Genomic DNA, 16,372 nt, shown 5'->3' with positions numbered 1-16,372 from the left:
AATATAGACCAAAGAAGAAAGAAAAAAAGGATAGAGCTTTTTAGGTATAATGAAAAGTCTATTTTCTTTACTCTTTTTTTTTTTTTTTCTGAAAAATATAAATTATGAAAAAAGTACTTTTTATCGATCGCGATGGAACGATCGTTTTAGAACCAGAAAATTATCAGTTAGATGCTTTGGAGAAAGTAGAATTTTATCCAAAAGCTTTTCAATATTTGGCTAAAATTGCCAATGAATTGGATTATGAATTGGCAATGGTCACCAATCAAGACGGATTAGGAACGGATAGTTTTCCGGAAGATACGTTTTGGCCAACGCAGAATTTTATTCTTAAAGCCTTTGAAAATGAAGGTGTTTTGTTTGATGATATTTTTATCGATCGATCATTTCCTGAAGATAATGCGCCAACGCGTAAGCCTAGAACCGGAATGTTGACGAAATATTTGAATAATCCTGAATATGATTTAGAAAATTCGTTTGTCTTAGGCGATCGTTTAACAGATGTTGAATTGGCGAAAAACTTAGGTGCAAAAGCCATTTTTATCAATGATAATGACGGAATTGGAAGTAATGAAATTTCATCAAAACGTGAAGAATTAGATGAAACTATTATTCTTCAAACCATGAGTTGGAAAGAAATTTATGAGTTTTTGAAATTAGAAGCACGTTCGGCTTCGATTACTCGTAAAACAAATGAAACAGATATTTTTATCAGTTTGAATCTTGATGGAACTGGAAAAAGTAAAATCGAAACCGGAATTGCCTTTTTTGATCATATGTTAGATCAAATTGCGCGTCACGGCCAAATGGATTTAGAAATTCTGGTAAAAGGTGATCTCGAAGTCGATGAGCACCACACAATCGAAGATACCGCAATTGCTTTAGGTGAAGTTTTTGCAAAAGCATTAGGAAATAAACTAGGAATTGAGCGTTACGGATTTTGTTTACCAATGGACGATTGTTTATCACAAGTCGCAATTGATTTTGGAGGAAGAAACTGGTTAGTTTGGGAAACCGAATTTAAACGTGAAATGGTAGGTAAAATGCCAACAGAAATGTTTTACCATTTCTTTAAATCATTCTCTGATGGAGCTAAAGCTAATATCAACATAAAAGCTGAAGGAACGAACGAACACCACAAAATTGAAGCAATTTTCAAAGCTTTTGCAAAAGCCATAAAAGTTGCAGTGAAAAGAGATACAGAAAAAATGATTTTGCCTTCGACAAAGGGTATGTTGTAAAGAGTTAAAAGTTGTTTCAAGTTCCAGGTTTCAAGTTCTGTTGAGAAACCTGAAACTTGAAACCCGAAACAAAACAAATAAAAAATTATGAATGCTCAAAAGTTTGCCAAAGAATGGATAGAATCTTGGAATTCACATGATTTAGAAAAAATCATGAAGCATTATTCCGAAGATATTGAAATAACAACACCAATGATAAAACTTGCTGCAGGAATTGAAAGTGGTTCACTTCAGGGTAAAGAGCAAGTACGAGCATACTGGAGCAAAGCTTTAATAAAGATTCCTGATTTGCATTTTGAATTGGTAGAAGTTGCGTCAGGTGTTGATTCGGTGGCGCTTTATTATAAATCAATTATGAATAAAATGGCGATAGAAGTCATGTTTTTTAATAAATACGGATTAGTAAATAAAATGATCGCTCATTATACGGATCTCTAAAATAAAAATTTGTTTCAGGTTTCAAGTTCTGTAGAGTAACTTGAAACCTGAAACCTGAAACAAAAAAAATGAAAATAGTAATTATAAATTACGGAGCAGGAAATATTCAAAGCATTATGTTCGCTATTGAAAGGCTTGGTTTTAAAGCTGTTTTGAGTAATAACCCGGAAGAAATTCTGGCTGCTGATAAAGTGATTTTTCCAGGTGTTGGAGAAGCCAGTTCAGCGATGAAAAAGCTGAAAGAAAGCGGTTTAGATAGTTTGATTCCGAATTTGAAACAACCGGTTTTGGGTATTTGCCTGGGAATGCAATTGATGTGTAATTCATCGGAAGAAGGAAATACAAAAGGTTTAGGTATTTTTGATGTTGATGTGGTTAAATTCAGTCAAAAAGTAAAAGTTCCTCAAATGGGTTGGAATCAGATTTATGATTTAAAATCAGATTTGTTTAAAGGGATTTCGGAGAATGAATTCATGTATTTGGTACATAGTTTTTACGCTCCAAATTGCGATGAAGCTATTGCTACAACGAATTATAAACTTGAGTACGCTTCGGCTTTAAAGAAAAATAATTTTTACGGAACACAATTTCACCCTGAAAAGAGCGGCGCTGTTGGGGAGAGAATATTAGAAAATTTTTTAAAAATATAATTTGAAATTAAAGGGCTTTACAACTTCAGACTTTCAAACTTTTAAGACTTAATAAAATGAGAATAATACCTGCTATAGATATCATTGACGGAAAATGTGTCCGTTTATCAAAAGGAGATTACAATACCAAAATAATTTACAACGAAAATCCGCTTGAAGTGGCGAAATCATTCGAAGCCCATGGAATCGAATATTTGCATTTAGTAGATTTAGATGGAGCAAAATCCAGCAAAATCGTCAATTATAAAATATTAGAACAAATTGCGAATCAAACAAGTTTAAAAATTGATTTTGGCGGAGGTTTAAAATCAGATAATGATTTAAGAATTGCTTTTGAAAGTGGTGCAAATCAGATAACTGGCGGAAGTATTGCAGTTAAGAACAGAGCAATTTTTGAAAAATGGATTTCAGAATATGGTTCAGACAAAATTATTTTGGGCGCAGATGCCAAAGACGAAAAAATAGCCGTTTCAGGTTGGTTAGAAGATTCAGATGAAGATTTAATTCCGTTTATTCAAGATTATCAAATTAAAGGAATTCAATACGTTATTTGCACTGATATTGCAAAAGACGGAATGCTTGAAGGACCAAGTTTTGATTTGTACGAGAAAATTTTAAAAGAAGCAATTGGCGTAAAATTAATTGCATCTGGCGGAATCTCAACTTTTGATGAATTACCAAGATTAGCAGAACTTGGTTGTGAAGGAACTATAATTGGAAAAGCAATTTATGAAGGGCGAATTACATTAAAGCAACTAGAAAATTACATAATTAGTAAATAAATAATTGAGATAATGTGTCAATTAGGAAATTAGATAATTTTTCACAATATTTTTAAATTATCTAATTGACTAATTATCTAATTAACAAATTGAAGAAATGTTAGCAAAAAGAATCATTCCTTGTTTGGATATAAAAAATGGCAGAACTGTAAAAGGTGTTAACTTTGTTGACTTGCGTGATGCCGGTGATCCGGTTGAATTGGCAGAAATTTACTCGGCTGAAGGCGCTGATGAATTGGTTTTTTTGGATATTTCGGCAACAGAAGAACGTCGTAAAACATTGGTTAATATGGTACGAAGTGTGGCAGAAAAAATCAATATTCCTTTTACAGTCGGCGGTGGAATTTCATCTGTTGAAGATGTAGAGATTCTGTTGAATAACGGTGCTGATAAGGTTTCTATTAATTCATCGGCGGTTAAAAACCCGCAGTTAATTAATGATTTGGCTCAGAAATTTGGAAGCCAATGCGTTGTTGTTGCTATTGATGCCAAGCAAATTAACGGACAATGGATTGTGCATTTAGTCGGAGGGAAAGTTCCGACTGAATTAAATCTATTCGATTGGGCCGTAGAAGTTGCAGAACGTGGCGCAGGCGAAATTTTATTCACTTCGATGGATAATGACGGAACTAAAAATGGCTTTGCAAACGAAGCTTTAGCTAAATTATCTGAATTGATCAATATTCCAATTATTGCTTCCGGAGGAGCAGGAAATATTCAGCATTTCGTTGATTCTTTTAAATTAGGAAAAGCCGATGCGGCTTTGGCTGCAAGTGTTTTTCACTTTAAAGAAATAGAAATAAAAGCTTTGAAACAGGAACTTAGAAATAATGAGATTGAAGTTAGACTTTAGTAAATAGAGTAAAGAAGAAAGATCATAGATGTTAGACTTTAGGAAATAGAGTCAAGAATAAAGAAGTAAGATTTAAATCAAAAAATAAAAAATAATATAGAAGTTCGAATTTAGTTTTAACTTTAAGACTTTCGACTTTACAACTTTAGACTAAAAGAAAATGAACATAGATATAAAAAGCGCACACGGATTAATTCCGGCAATAATTCAGGATTCAGAGACGAAAAATGTTTTGATGTTGGGATATATGAATGAAGAATCACTTCAAAAAACAATAGAAACTCAAAAAGTAACTTTTTTCAGCCGTTCAAAACAAAGACTTTGGACAAAAGGCGAGGAGAGTGGTAACTTTTTAAATTTGGTTAGTATTAAAAATGACTGCGATGGTGATACACTTTTAATCCAAGCGAAACCTGTTGGCCCTACGTGCCATACGGGTGCTGATACTTGCTGGCAAGAAGAGAATAAGGAAAATTACGGGTTTATTTCTCAGTTAGAAAACACAATCAAAACCCGAAGAGAAAATGCAGATTCTGAGAAAAGTTATGTAGCGTCATTATTTGAAAAAGGAATCAACAAGATTGCTCAAAAAGTTGGTGAAGAAGCTGTTGAAGTAGTTATTGAAGCCAAAGACGATAATGATGATTTGTTCTTGAGCGAAAGCGCTGATTTATTATTTCATTACTTGATTTTATTGCAAGCAAAAGGTTTTCAATTGAATGATGTTGTTGATGTTTTGAAGAAACGTCAGAAGTAGTTTAGTTTTTTGAGAAAAGAAAATAAAATTGCATTGTGATTTATAACTATTACGGTTTTAAATCACAATGCAATTTTTTTGTGTAATACTTGAAAAAAAAGTATTTTTAATACCTCTAAATATTCTTTTATGAAGTTGTATATCTGTTTGTTGATGTTGATGAATACTTGTTTTAATTACGCTTTTAAGAAACATGAATTACCATATTCAATTGTTGTTGCAAAAGCAGATTTAATTGTTGACGGAACAATTTCTAAAGTTTCAAAGAATGAATACGAATTTACAATAAGCCAGTTTGTAAAAGGAAAATCAGGCTTAAAAATTAAGGTATCAATTTGGAAGGAATGGATTTGTGATCCAAGAATAAAAGCGCTTAAAACTGGTCAAAGATTAATTTTGTTTCTAGAAAAAACGCCTTATGGTAATTTTAGTACAATTAACGGTAGCACTGGTGAAATATACGTAGATAATGATTCTTTTATAAATATATTTCTTCCAAAAGAGTTTACTAATCCTAAAATTTTAAAAGAAGGAATTTCTATGTTTTTACAGACTTATACAGTTTATGGAGATTTAAATGATCGGTTTTTACAAAATATTTATTTTCAGTCAAATAAATCCATATTTGAAATTTACAAAATGAAAGAAGATAATATGGCTTTTAATTTTTTAGGTGGTAAGGATGTATCTTATGTCGAAGTCAAATATAATTTGATACCGCAGTTTATTATTTAAAGGTTTTTTTAAAAGTACTTCACAAATCTAAAGTCTGGTTTGCTGAATCACTTTGCGGGACTTCGACTTCGCACAGTCTGACAAAAAATGAGGTTAATAAAAAAGAGAATAAAAATCAGTGTTATTCGCGAGCTATCTCATTACGCTTTACAAACTCAAAACTGCAAACTCCTGTGGTTGACAAAATTCATATTTTAAACTTTTATAGGGTTGTAATACAGGATATTCTGTAGTGTTACGTAATCGATTTTTAAATCATTTGTTAGTTTACGAATAACTTGTGATCGAACACATCTAGCCTAAAATAACTGCGATTTTACTTGCTTTCATAAATAACTTATGTGAAATTAATTGTCTAAAATACAGAAGAATAAAATAATTTTAACATTATTTTTTCTCAATAGCCCTTGCAAAAACATTTAAAACTTGATCTGAATGTTTACATTTGTTGCAGTTTGAATAGGTTTTAAAACCTCATTTATTTCAATAAAAGAAAATAAGAACTTCGTATGAAAAAATACTTCTGTGGCGCTTTTACCGCCTTTTTATTTGGTTTTACGGCCAATGCGCAAGGACTTCTTAACAAGTCTGAAACGGTTTTTACACATCAGGATACTTTACGCGGAAGCATTACAAAAGAACGCGCCTGGTGGGATTTAAAATACTATCATTTAGATGTAAAAGTAAATCCAAAAGACAAAACGATAACAGGATCAAATACTGTTCGTTATACTGTTTTGAGTGCATATAATAAAATGCAAATTGATTTGCAGCAACCAATGCAGATTTATAAAGTTAAACAAGACGGAAAAGAATTGAAATTTGAAAGAGACGGAAATGCCTTTTTTATTCAATTGACGGCTGATCAAAAAGTGGGTGAAACGAAAGAAATTGTAATTTCATTTGGAGGAAAACCCAAAGAAGCTGTTAATCCGCCTTGGGACGGAGGAATTACTTGGAAAAAAGATAAAAACGGGAAAGATTTTATTGCTTCATCATGTCAGGGATTGGGCGCCAGTGTTTGGTGGCCTTGCAAAGATCATATGTACGACGAAGTGGAGAATATGCTGATTAGCGTAAATGTTCCCGGAGATTTGACAGATGTTTCGAACGGAAGATTGAAAAGCGTTAAAAAGGAAAAAGATGGCACGAAAACATTCAATTGGTATGTTTCGAATCCAATTAATAATTACGGTGTAAATATAAATATTGGTGATTATGTAAATTTTTCAGAGAAATATAAGGGAGAAAAAGGAGACTTAGATTGCAATTATTATGTTTTAAGAGATAATTTGGCTGTTGCCAAAGAGCACTTTAAAGATGTTCCAAGGATGCTAAAAGCATTTGAGAATTGGTTTGGTCCTTATCCGTTTTATGAAGATAGTTATAAATTGGTTGAAGCGCCTTATTTAGGAATGGAACACCAAAGTAGCGTTACCTACGGAAACCAGTTTAAAAATGGGTATTTAGGACGTGATTTAAGTGGAACTGGTTGGGGATTAAAGTTTGATTTTATCATTATTCACGAATCGGGTCACGAATGGTTTGCAAACAATATTACTTATAAAGATATTGCTGACATGTGGATTCATGAGAGTTTTACCAACTATTCTGAAAGTCTTTTTCTGGAGTATTATTATGGAAAAGATGCTGGAGCAGAGTATGTAATTGGCTGTAGAAAAATTATCAGTAACGATAAACCAATTATTGGTCATTATGATGTAAACAATGAAGGCTCTGGCGATATGTACCCGAAAGGAGCAAATATGTTGCACACAATTCGTCAAATTATAAACGACGATGCGAAGTGGAAATCAATTTTAAGAGGTTTAAATAAAACGTTTTATCATCAAACGGTTACGTCTAAACAAATTCAGGATTATATCAACACGCAATCTGGAATTAACTTAAATAGAGTATTTGCTCAATATTTGACTACAACTCAAATTCCTGTTTTCGAATATATTTTTAAAAACGGAGCTTTAGGATATCATTGGACAAATTGTGTGTCTAAATTTGATATGCCAGTTAAAGTAACTTTGAATGGCGAAGAAATATGGTTGAAACCAACTACAGAATGGAAATCTGAGAAAATTACAGGTGATAAAAGAACTATTGAAGTTGATAAAAACTTCTATGTTACGAGTTCTAATATTGTTGAATAGTTTTATTCTTTTATAAATTAGGAATTACCAAGATATACATGAGATTAAGAAAAATTGTTTTAATTCTGTTATTAACGTTATTGTTAATCTCTTGTATGTCAGGTAAAATAAGCGGTAAACCTGCAGTAGTTTTAACTGATGCAATAACGGTTCGGGATTTTAAGAAACATTTTGATTCTTGTAATGTTAGCGGGGCGATTGCTATTTACGATAATGTCGACAAAAAATGGATTTTATCTGATACAGTTGATGTTTATGTAGAAACACTGCCAGCATCGACATTTAAGATTATCAACCTTCTTATTGCACTAGAGACAAAAACGATTACCGATGAGAATGCTGTTGTTAAATGGGTAAAAAATACGGATACTATTAAATACGGCTATAGACCAGAAATTTATCATGATATGACCGTAAAGAAAGCTTTTGAAGTTTCGGCTGGGTGGGTATTCATTGAGTTAGCGAAAAAGATCGGCAAGGAGAATTATAAAAAATATTTGACACTTTGTAATTATGGTAATCTAAATCTTTCTCAAAAAGATGCTGATTTTTGGAACTTTGGTGCTTTTGGAATTTCTCCAGTAAATCAAGTTGAATTTCTGAAAAAATTCTATGACGAGAAGCTGCCTTTCTCAAAAAGAAATATCGGAATAGTAAAGAATGTAATGCTTAATGAGCAAAAAGAAGAGTATTGTATTCGCTCAAAAACTGGATGGACGCGAGAAAACGGTTATAATATAGGTTGGTGGGTTGGTTACATTGAAAATAAAAAAGGTTCTTATTTTTTTGCAACGAGACTTTTGCAGAATAGAAAAAATAATACGACTAATTTTGGAAGTTGTAGAAAAGATATTACTAAAGCAATATTTAAAGATTTAAATATAATTGAATAATAAAAGCATTGAAAAAGTAAACCCGACAAATTTTTATAATCTGTCGGGTTTGTTTTTATTTACTGGAATTTTCTATCGACTACTCAATTTTGCTTTTTCTTTTATAATATCAGCAATTTTGCGATTTTCAATCTTACTTTCTAGCCAGGAAATAATATCTAAATATAGGAAAGCTCTTTTTTCGTAAGTGTTTTTCTCTAATTCGATAAAGCGTAAACGCATTTTGATAAATTCCTTTTTAATATCGGCAGGGTAAAAGTTATTCAGGTTTTTCAGGAACTTAATAATCTCTTTTTGAACTTCGTGCAAGTCGTTCATTTTTAATAGAAACTTATAAGTGTTTTTTAGATGATTTTCTAAATAGTAATCTTTACCTAATTCATAGTGTGTAATTAACGACAATAACCTTGCAAAACACATTAAGTCCTCGCGCATAGACAAGTTTTTGTTGTTGATGATTTTATCCAGATAAAAAATGCATTCATTGTATTTTTCATTTCCAAAATAAATCGATGCAATTTTATAGTAGAACAACATTTCGTGATGTTCATCAAGGTGTTCACTATGTATTTTTATCTTCTCAAGAATTTCCGGAATTAGATATTCGCTTTCAGCAAAAGTCCCTTCCAGAATATGTAAATTTAACTTATTGTTATAAACATATAGAAATGATAACGACGCAATGTTATCGTTTACCGGAAATTTAGGATCTTCGATTGTTTCTTCTAAAAGCGTTAAGTATTTCTTGAAATTAGATTTGTACTTCAACATATACAAAGATTCCAAAAAGTAGTGATTTCCTTTTAAGAAAAATACCGGATTCTGAATAATCATGTTTGGATTATCATAAAATAGGGTAACCCATTTATAAGCATATTTATAACTCGCTAAGAAATCCTGAACCAGAAAACTTCTCCAAAGATTGGCATTGTAGAACCAATACTTTTCACGGAAACCAAATTTGCTTTCGTCAAGCTTTGCAATGTGTTTATTGAAATAATCATCAATATATTTATACTCTTCATCGCTTTTTACGTAACCGGTTTTTAGCATGATTCCGTATAACTGAAGTGATAAATTTGAAAGTTTACTTGAAATGGTATTTCTGTAATTTAATTCTTTTGCCTGAATAACCAATTCGTCGGCACGACCTTGAATACTTCGGGTTATATATTGTGATTCGATTAGTTTTTCGAATTCTACAATTTCATATGCCATATATTTCTCATCATTTTCAAGCGCAATGATTTTTGTTTTATCCAGAATCTTTAAACTTTGTTTGTATAATCCTTTATTATATAGAATTACTGCAAAATCGATTTGTTCGCGCAATTGATAACGAATATTTTGACTCGGAATATTCAGTCGAATACTCACTAATATCTGCTTGTATAGATATGATTTTAAGTTAGATAACTGTACTTTTTTAATAATTCCGCTCTTAAGGATAAGCTTTTCATCGTAGTTTTCAGATTTATCTAAAATATTAAACAATTCGATGAATTTAGTATTTGAACTCGTCTCTAAACGGCTTGCAAAAATCTTAAACTGTCTTTTTTCAGACTTAGAAAGGGACTTTATTAATACAAATAAAAAATCTTTTTGATGGTTAGCCATTGTAAAATATAATAATGTAACTTGTTGGTTTTTAGTTGTTTAATACGTTATAAATTGTTTTATGAACAGTATAATTTCATTAAAATGAATTTCATACTGATGAAGTACAATATATATTTGTTATCAAGATGTGAAATTACATTAAATAAATGAATATGAATAGAGAGAAAGTTCAAATTTTTGACACCACTTTGCGCGACGGCGAACAAGTTCCAGGATGTAAGTTAGATACTAAACAAAAATTAGTTATCGCAGAAAGACTTGATAAAATGGGAGTTGACGTTATCGAAGCAGGTTTTCCTGTGTCAAGTCCGGGCGATTTTTTATCGGTCTCTGAGATTTGTAAAATTGTAGAAAATGCAACCGTCTGCGGACTTACAAGAGCCGTAAAAAACGACATTGATGTTGCTGCTGCTGCCTTAAAGCATGCTAAAAGACCTAGAATCCACACTGGAATCGGAACATCTGAATCTCATATACTCCATAAACTAAATACCACAAGAGAAGACATTATTGCCAGAGCAAAATATGCAGTTTCTCACGCAAAATCTTATGTAGAAGATGTTGAGTTTTATGCAGAAGATGCTGGTAGAACTGACAATGCTTTCCTTGCAAAAGTTTGCGAAGAAGTAATCAAATCTGGTGCAACAGTATTAAACATTCCTGATACAACAGGATATTGTTTGCCAGAAGAGTACGGAGCAAAAATTAAATATTTAAAAGAAAACGTAAAAGGTATCGAAAACGTGATCCTTTCATGTCACTGTCATAATGATTTAGGAATGGCAACTGCAAACTCTATTGCAGGAGCGATAAATGGGGCGCGCCAAATAGAATGTACTATTAATGGTATCGGAGAGAGAGCTGGAAATACAGCGCTTGAAGAAGTAGTGATGATTTTTAAACAACATCCTTACCTGAATTTAGATACAAACATCAATACAAGAGAATTGAATGAAATGAGCCGATTAGTTTCTGAAAGTATGGGAATGATCGTTCAGCCAAATAAAGCTATTGTTGGAGCAAATGCTTTTGCACATAGTTCAGGTATTCACCAAGATGGTGTAATCAAAAACAGAGCAACTTACGAAATCATGGATCCACTTGATGTTGGTGTAAATGAATCTTCGATTATTTTGACAGCTAGAAGCGGAAGAGCTGCTTTGGCTTACCGTGCAAAAAAAGTGGGTTACGAACTTACAAAAGTACAATTGGATATTGTATATATTGAGTTTTTGAAATTCGCAGATATTAAAAAAGAAGTTATAGACGCTGATATTCACCAAATTATTGAAGCTTCAAAAATTCAGGGAGAATTAATCAGAAGCTAGTTAGAAAATAGAACATAGAGGAAAGAGTTCAGAAGTAAGAAAATAGACGAAAGAGAAAAAAGGATTTAAATACATAAAGAACGAGGCGTTATGAATTTGAAAATAGCAGTTTTACCAGGAGACGGAATTGGACCAGAGGTTATTTTGCAAGCTAAAAAAGCTTTATATGCTATTGGCGAAGTGTACAATCATGAATTTGTTTTTGAAGAGGCGCTCATGGGGGCTATTGCTATTGATAAAACAGGGAATCCGCTTCCGGAGCAAACTTTAAATCTTTGTTTAAATACAGATGCAGTTTTGTTTGGCGCTATTGGTGATCCAAAATACGATAATAATCCAAATGCAAAGGTTCGTCCGGAGCAAGGATTGTTGAAATTGCGTAAAGAACTTGGTTTGTTTGCTAATATTCGCCCTATAAAACCTTATAAATCATTACTTGATGCTTCTCCTTTAAAAAGAGAAATTATCGAAGGAGCTGATTTTACTATTTTCAGAGAATTAACAGGTGGAGCTTATTTTGGAGCTAAGACATTAAATGAAGAAGGAACACACGCTTCAGATTTATGTGAATATTCAGAAGAAGAAATTACCAGAATTGCACATTTAGCTTTTAAATCGGCACAAAACCGACGTAAAAAACTAACAATGGTTGACAAAGCAAATGTTTTGGAAACTTCAAGATTATGGAGAAAAGTAGTTCAGAAAGTGAGCGAAGGTTATCCAGATGTAGCTTTAGACTTTTTATTTGTAGATAATGCAGCAATGCAAATCATTCTAAATCCAAAACAATTTGATGTGATTTTGACAGAGAATTTGTTTGGAGATATTTTATCTGATGAAGCAAGTGTTATTACAGGTTCTATTGGTTTGTTAGCTTCAGCATCTTTAGGAGAAAAAAATGCGCTTTTCGAGCCAATTCACGGTTCTTATCCTCAGGCAAAAGGAAAAAATATTGCCAACCCAATTGCTTCAATTTTATCAGCTGCAATGTTATTAGAACATTTCGGCTTGTTTAAAGAAGCAAAAATAATTTATCAGGCTGTAGAAAAAGCTATTGAATTTAAAGTTGTGACAACAGATTTAAAAGCAGATTCAAAATTTGGCACCAATGAAGTAGGGGAGTTTGTTTCTAATTTCATTTTTAGCAAAGATGATCTGTTGTATTTTAATAATGATAATGTTAGTATTGGTCAATCGACAATTGTTTAAGGTTTTTACTAAAATTATGAAGTAAATAACAAGAAGTATTGAAAATGTTGAGATTTTATTTTTTTAGTCCTATAAGTTTTCATACTTTTGTGACACTAAAAAAATAAAGATGCAAATCTCAATTATTATTACTTCTGTCGTTGTTGTCAATGTGATTCACACATATGCATCGGGAATGGTATAAATATAATTGAAAAACTATATTACAAACCTTCCAAATACTGGAAGGTTTTTTTTTGAACAAAAATTAAAATAAAATATTACATAATGGAATTAAATAAGTACAGCAAAACCATCACTCAAGATCAGACACAACCTGCAGCGCAAGCGATGTTGTATGGTATTGGTTTAACTGAAGAAGATTTGAAAAAAGCCCAGGTTGGTATTGTTAGTATGGGTTACGATGGTAACACTTGCAACATGCACCTGAATGATTTAGCAAAAGATGTTAAAAAAGGTGTTTGGGATGTAAATCTTGTCGGACTTATTTTTAATACCATTGGTGTAAGTGACGGAATTTCTAATGGTACTGACGGAATGCGTTTTTCATTGGTTTCAAGAGATGTTATTGCAGATTCTATTGAAACAGTAGTAGGTGGACAATGGTATGATGGTGTAATTGCAATTCCGGGTTGTGATAAAAATATGCCTGGAGCATTAATTGCAATGGGAAGATTGAACCGTCCGTCGATGATGGTTTACGGTGGATCAATTCACTCTGGAAAATGGAAAGGTGAATCTTTGAATATTGTTTCTGCTTTTGAAGCTTTAGGAAAAAAAGTGAAAAACGAAATTACTCCTGAAGATTTTAAAGGAGTTATTCAAAATGCATGTCCTGGAGCCGGAGCTTGTGGTGGTATGTATACTGCAAATACAATGTCTTCTGCAATTGAAGCATTAGGAATGAGTTTACCTTACAGTTCTTCAAACCCTGCATTAAGTCAGGATAAGAGAGACGAATGTCTTGCTGCCGGAGCTGCAATGAAAATTTTATTAGAAAAAGATATTAAGCCTAGAGATATCATGACTCGTAAAGCTTTCGAAAATGCTATTACAATTGTAGCAGTTTTAGGAGGTTCTACAAATGCAGTTATGCACTTAATCGCAATGGCTCACTCAGTTGATATCAAAATTACTCTGGATGATTTTCAGGCAATTAATGACAGAACACCTGTATTGGCTGACATGAAACCAAGCGGTAAGTATATGATGGAAGATATTCACGCTGCTGGGGGAATTCCTTCAGTAATGAAATATTTATTAAGCGTAGGATTAATTCATGGAGATTGTTTAACTGTAACTGGAAAAACTGTAGCTGAAAATTTAGCCGAAGTTCCGGATTTACAAGATGGACAAGAAGTAATTCATGAAATTCAAAAAGCTTTAAAACCAACAGGAAATATTCAGGTTTTATACGGAAACCTTGCGTCAGAAGGTGCTGTTGCAAAAATTAGTGGAAAAGAAGGAGAATATTTTGAAGGTCCAGCTGTTGTTTTTGAAGGTGAATTTGAAGTAATTCCTGGTCTTGAGGCCGGAAAAATTAAACCAGGTAATGTAGTCGTCATCAGGTATTGTGGACCAAAAGGTGGTCCGGGGATGCCTGAAATGCTGAAGCCTACATCTGCGATTATTGGAGCTGGATTAGGAAGCAGTTGTGCTCTTATTACAGACGGTAGATTCTCTGGAGGTTCACATGGCTTTGTCGTAGGACACATTACACCGGAAGCTTATGATGGTGGTGGTATTGCTTTAGTTAAAGATGGAGATTTAATTGCTATCGATGCTGTAAATAATACAATCAACCTGAAGATATCTGACGAAGAATTTGCAGCCAGAAAAGCGGCCTGGGTTCAACCGCCGTTGAAAGTTACAAAAGGAGTTTTACTTAAATATGCAAGATCGGTGTCGAGCGCTTCTACAGGTTGCGTTACCGATAATTAATTTTACAATAACAATATCAAAAAATCGATTTCACTTTCAAATGAGAGTAACGTTGATAAAAATAATATACTATGAAAATATCAGGGGCAGAAGCCGTTATAAGATGTTTATTAGCAGAAGGAGTAGACTTGGTTTATGGATATCCGGGAGGAGCAATCATGCCTGTTTACGACGAATTATATAAATTTCAAGATCAATTACACCACGTTTTAGTACGTCACGAGCAAGGTGCAACACATGCAGCTCAAGGTTATGCAAGAGCTACAGGAAAAGTAGGGGTAGCAATTGCTACTTCTGGTCCGGGAGCTACAAATTTAGTTACGGGAATTGCAGATGCTCAAATCGATTCAACTCCAATGGTTTGTATTACGGGCCAAGTAGGAAAACATTTATTAGGTTCTGATGCTTTTCAGGAAACTGATATTATCGGAATTTCGACTCCGGTTACAAAATGGAATTATCAGATTACAGAAGCTTCAGAGATTCCTGAAATCATTGCAAAAGCATTTTACATTGCGCGTTCTGGTCGTCCAGGGCCAGTGTTAATTGATATTACTAAAAATGCTCAGTTTGACGAGTTTGATTTTAGTTATGAGAAATGTACTTCGATTAGAAGTTATAATCCAGTTCCGAAATTAAAATTAGATAAAGTTGCTGAGGCTGCTGCTTTGATTAATAGTGCTAAAAAGCCTTTTATAGTTTTTGGTCAGGGAATCATTTTAGGACAGGCCGAGGAACAACTAAAAGCTTTGATTGAAAAATCTGGAGTTCCGGCAGGTTGGACTATTTTAGGGCTTTCAGCATTGCCAACAGATCATCCGTTAAATGTTGGGATGTTAGGAATGCATGGAAATTACGGTCCTAATAAGCTGACTAATGAATGTGATGTTTTAATTGCCTTAGGAATGCGTTTTGATGATCGTGTTACAGGTAGTTTAAAAACTTACGCAAAACAGGCGAAAGTAATACATTTTGAAATTGACCCAGCGGAAATTGATAAAAATGTAAAAACTGAAGTGGCAGTTTTAGGAGATGTAAAAGAAGCTTTAACTGCGTTATTGCCTTTAATTGAAAAGAAATCTCATGAATCTTGGCACAATGAATTTAAAGAGTTTGATAAAATTGAGTTTGATTCAGTTATAAAAGAAGAATTAAATCCAACAAATAATAAAGGAATTTCTATGGGTGAAACTATGGAAATGATCAATAAACACTCAAAAGGTGACGCAATTATCGTTTCAGATGTTGGTCAACACCAAATGTTTGCTTGTCGTTATGCTAAATTTAATTCGACCAAAAGTAATATTACTTCCGGAGGTTTAGGAACAATGGGATTTGCTTTACCAGCTGCCATTGGAGCTAAAATGGGAAGACCGGATCGTGAAGTTGTAGCGATTATTGGAGATGGTGGATTTCAGATGACGATTCAGGAACTAGGAACAATTTTTCAGACGAAAGTGCCTGTCAAAATTGTAATCTTAAACAATGAATTTTTAGGAATGGTACGTCAATGGCAAGAATTGTTTTTTGACAACAGATATGCTTCAACAAAAATGATCAATCCAAATTTTGTGGCAATTGCTGAAGGATATCATATTAAATCTAAAAAAGTAACTGAAAGAGAAGATCTGGATGCAGCGGTAGCAGAAATGTTAGCATCAAAAGATTCTTATTTCTTAGAGGTTATGGTTGAAAAAGAAAACAATGTTTTTCCGATGATTCCAACAGGAGCATGTGTTTCTGAAATTAGATTAAGCTAA

Annotated in this window: 14 protein-coding genes; 13 read left to right on the top strand and 1 reads right to left on the bottom strand. The window is 32.9% G+C overall.

Annotated elements, in window-relative coordinates:
- Window positions 1-104 precede the first annotated feature (104 nt).
- From hisB to ACHRVZ_RS00910, 9 genes are all read left to right on the top strand, one after another.
- A complete protein-coding gene (hisB, locus tag ACHRVZ_RS00950) occupies window positions 105-1,241 on the top strand; it encodes a bifunctional histidinol-phosphatase/imidazoleglycerol-phosphate dehydratase HisB (protein ID WP_395420161.1) in 1,137 nt (378 codons plus the stop codon).
- 87 nt (window positions 1,242-1,328) lie between these two features.
- The gene (locus tag ACHRVZ_RS00945) at window positions 1,329-1,679 is read left to right on the top strand and encodes a nuclear transport factor 2 family protein (protein WP_395420159.1); all 351 of its coding nucleotides are present in this window, start codon (window positions 1,329-1,331) and stop codon (window positions 1,677-1,679) included.
- A 68-nt stretch (window positions 1,680-1,747) separates the two neighbouring features.
- Window positions 1,748-2,329, top strand: a complete 582-nt coding sequence (gene hisH / locus ACHRVZ_RS00940) for an imidazole glycerol phosphate synthase subunit HisH (RefSeq protein ID WP_395420158.1) — start codon at window positions 1,748-1,750, stop codon at window positions 2,327-2,329.
- A gap of 56 nt (window positions 2,330-2,385) precedes the next feature.
- Window positions 2,386-3,111 (top strand): 1-(5-phosphoribosyl)-5-[(5-phosphoribosylamino)methylideneamino]imidazole-4-carboxamide isomerase, encoded by a 726-nt coding sequence (gene hisA / locus ACHRVZ_RS00935; protein ID WP_395420156.1) that lies wholly within the window; start codon window positions 2,386-2,388, stop codon window positions 3,109-3,111.
- A gap of 97 nt (window positions 3,112-3,208) precedes the next feature.
- A complete protein-coding gene (hisF, locus tag ACHRVZ_RS00930) occupies window positions 3,209-3,964 on the top strand; it encodes an imidazole glycerol phosphate synthase subunit HisF (RefSeq protein WP_395420155.1) in 756 nt (251 codons plus the stop codon).
- A gap of 160 nt (window positions 3,965-4,124) precedes the next feature.
- Window positions 4,125-4,721 carry a bifunctional phosphoribosyl-AMP cyclohydrolase/phosphoribosyl-ATP diphosphatase HisIE gene (gene hisIE, locus ACHRVZ_RS00925; protein ID WP_395420153.1) on the top strand — a complete coding sequence of 199 codons (597 nt, stop codon included), beginning with the start codon at window positions 4,125-4,127 and terminating at the stop codon, window positions 4,719-4,721.
- Window positions 4,722-4,850: 129 nt separating this feature from the next.
- The gene (locus ACHRVZ_RS00920) at window positions 4,851-5,456 is read left to right on the top strand and encodes a hypothetical protein (protein WP_395420151.1); all 606 of its coding nucleotides are present in this window, start codon (window positions 4,851-4,853) and stop codon (window positions 5,454-5,456) included.
- A 509-nt stretch (window positions 5,457-5,965) separates the two neighbouring features.
- On the top strand, window positions 5,966-7,621 hold the full coding sequence (locus ACHRVZ_RS00915) for a M1 family metallopeptidase (protein WP_395420149.1): 1,656 nt from the start codon (window positions 5,966-5,968) through the stop codon (window positions 7,619-7,621).
- A gap of 95 nt (window positions 7,622-7,716) precedes the next feature.
- The gene (locus tag ACHRVZ_RS00910; protein ID WP_395421282.1) at window positions 7,717-8,514 is read left to right on the top strand and encodes a penicillin-binding transpeptidase domain-containing protein; all 798 of its coding nucleotides are present in this window, start codon (window positions 7,717-7,719) and stop codon (window positions 8,512-8,514) included.
- A 72-nt stretch (window positions 8,515-8,586) separates the two neighbouring features.
- Here the strand turns inward: ACHRVZ_RS00910 and ACHRVZ_RS00905 are convergent, their stop codons facing one another.
- Window positions 8,587-10,131 (bottom strand): hypothetical protein, encoded by a 1,545-nt coding sequence (locus ACHRVZ_RS00905; RefSeq protein WP_395420148.1) that lies wholly within the window; start codon window positions 10,129-10,131, stop codon window positions 8,587-8,589.
- A 155-nt stretch (window positions 10,132-10,286) separates the two neighbouring features.
- Here ACHRVZ_RS00905 and ACHRVZ_RS00900 point away from each other — a divergent pair, with 155 nt between their 5' ends.
- The 4 genes from ACHRVZ_RS00900 to ilvB all read left to right on the top strand — a co-directional run bounded on the left by ACHRVZ_RS00900 (window position 10,287) and on the right by ilvB (window position 16,372).
- Window positions 10,287-11,462 (top strand): 2-isopropylmalate synthase, encoded by a 1,176-nt coding sequence (locus ACHRVZ_RS00900; protein ID WP_395420146.1) that lies wholly within the window; start codon window positions 10,287-10,289, stop codon window positions 11,460-11,462.
- A 90-nt stretch (window positions 11,463-11,552) separates the two neighbouring features.
- Window positions 11,553-12,671 carry a 3-isopropylmalate dehydrogenase gene (leuB, locus tag ACHRVZ_RS00895; RefSeq protein WP_395420144.1) on the top strand — a complete coding sequence of 373 codons (1,119 nt, stop codon included), beginning with the start codon at window positions 11,553-11,555 and terminating at the stop codon, window positions 12,669-12,671.
- Between the two features lie 267 nt (window positions 12,672-12,938).
- A complete protein-coding gene (ilvD, locus tag ACHRVZ_RS00890; RefSeq protein WP_395420142.1) occupies window positions 12,939-14,612 on the top strand; it encodes a dihydroxy-acid dehydratase in 1,674 nt (557 codons plus the stop codon).
- A gap of 71 nt (window positions 14,613-14,683) precedes the next feature.
- A complete protein-coding gene (gene ilvB / locus ACHRVZ_RS00885) occupies window positions 14,684-16,372 on the top strand; it encodes a biosynthetic-type acetolactate synthase large subunit (RefSeq protein WP_395420140.1) in 1,689 nt (562 codons plus the stop codon).

Origin of the sequence: Flavobacterium sp. FlaQc-57 (genome assembly GCF_044007395.1) — a bacterium.
Lineage (GTDB): Bacteria > Bacteroidota > Bacteroidia > Flavobacteriales > Flavobacteriaceae > Flavobacterium.
The sequence above is the reverse complement of the archived record's forward strand: the minus strand, read 5'-3'. Positions and strand labels throughout refer to the sequence as shown.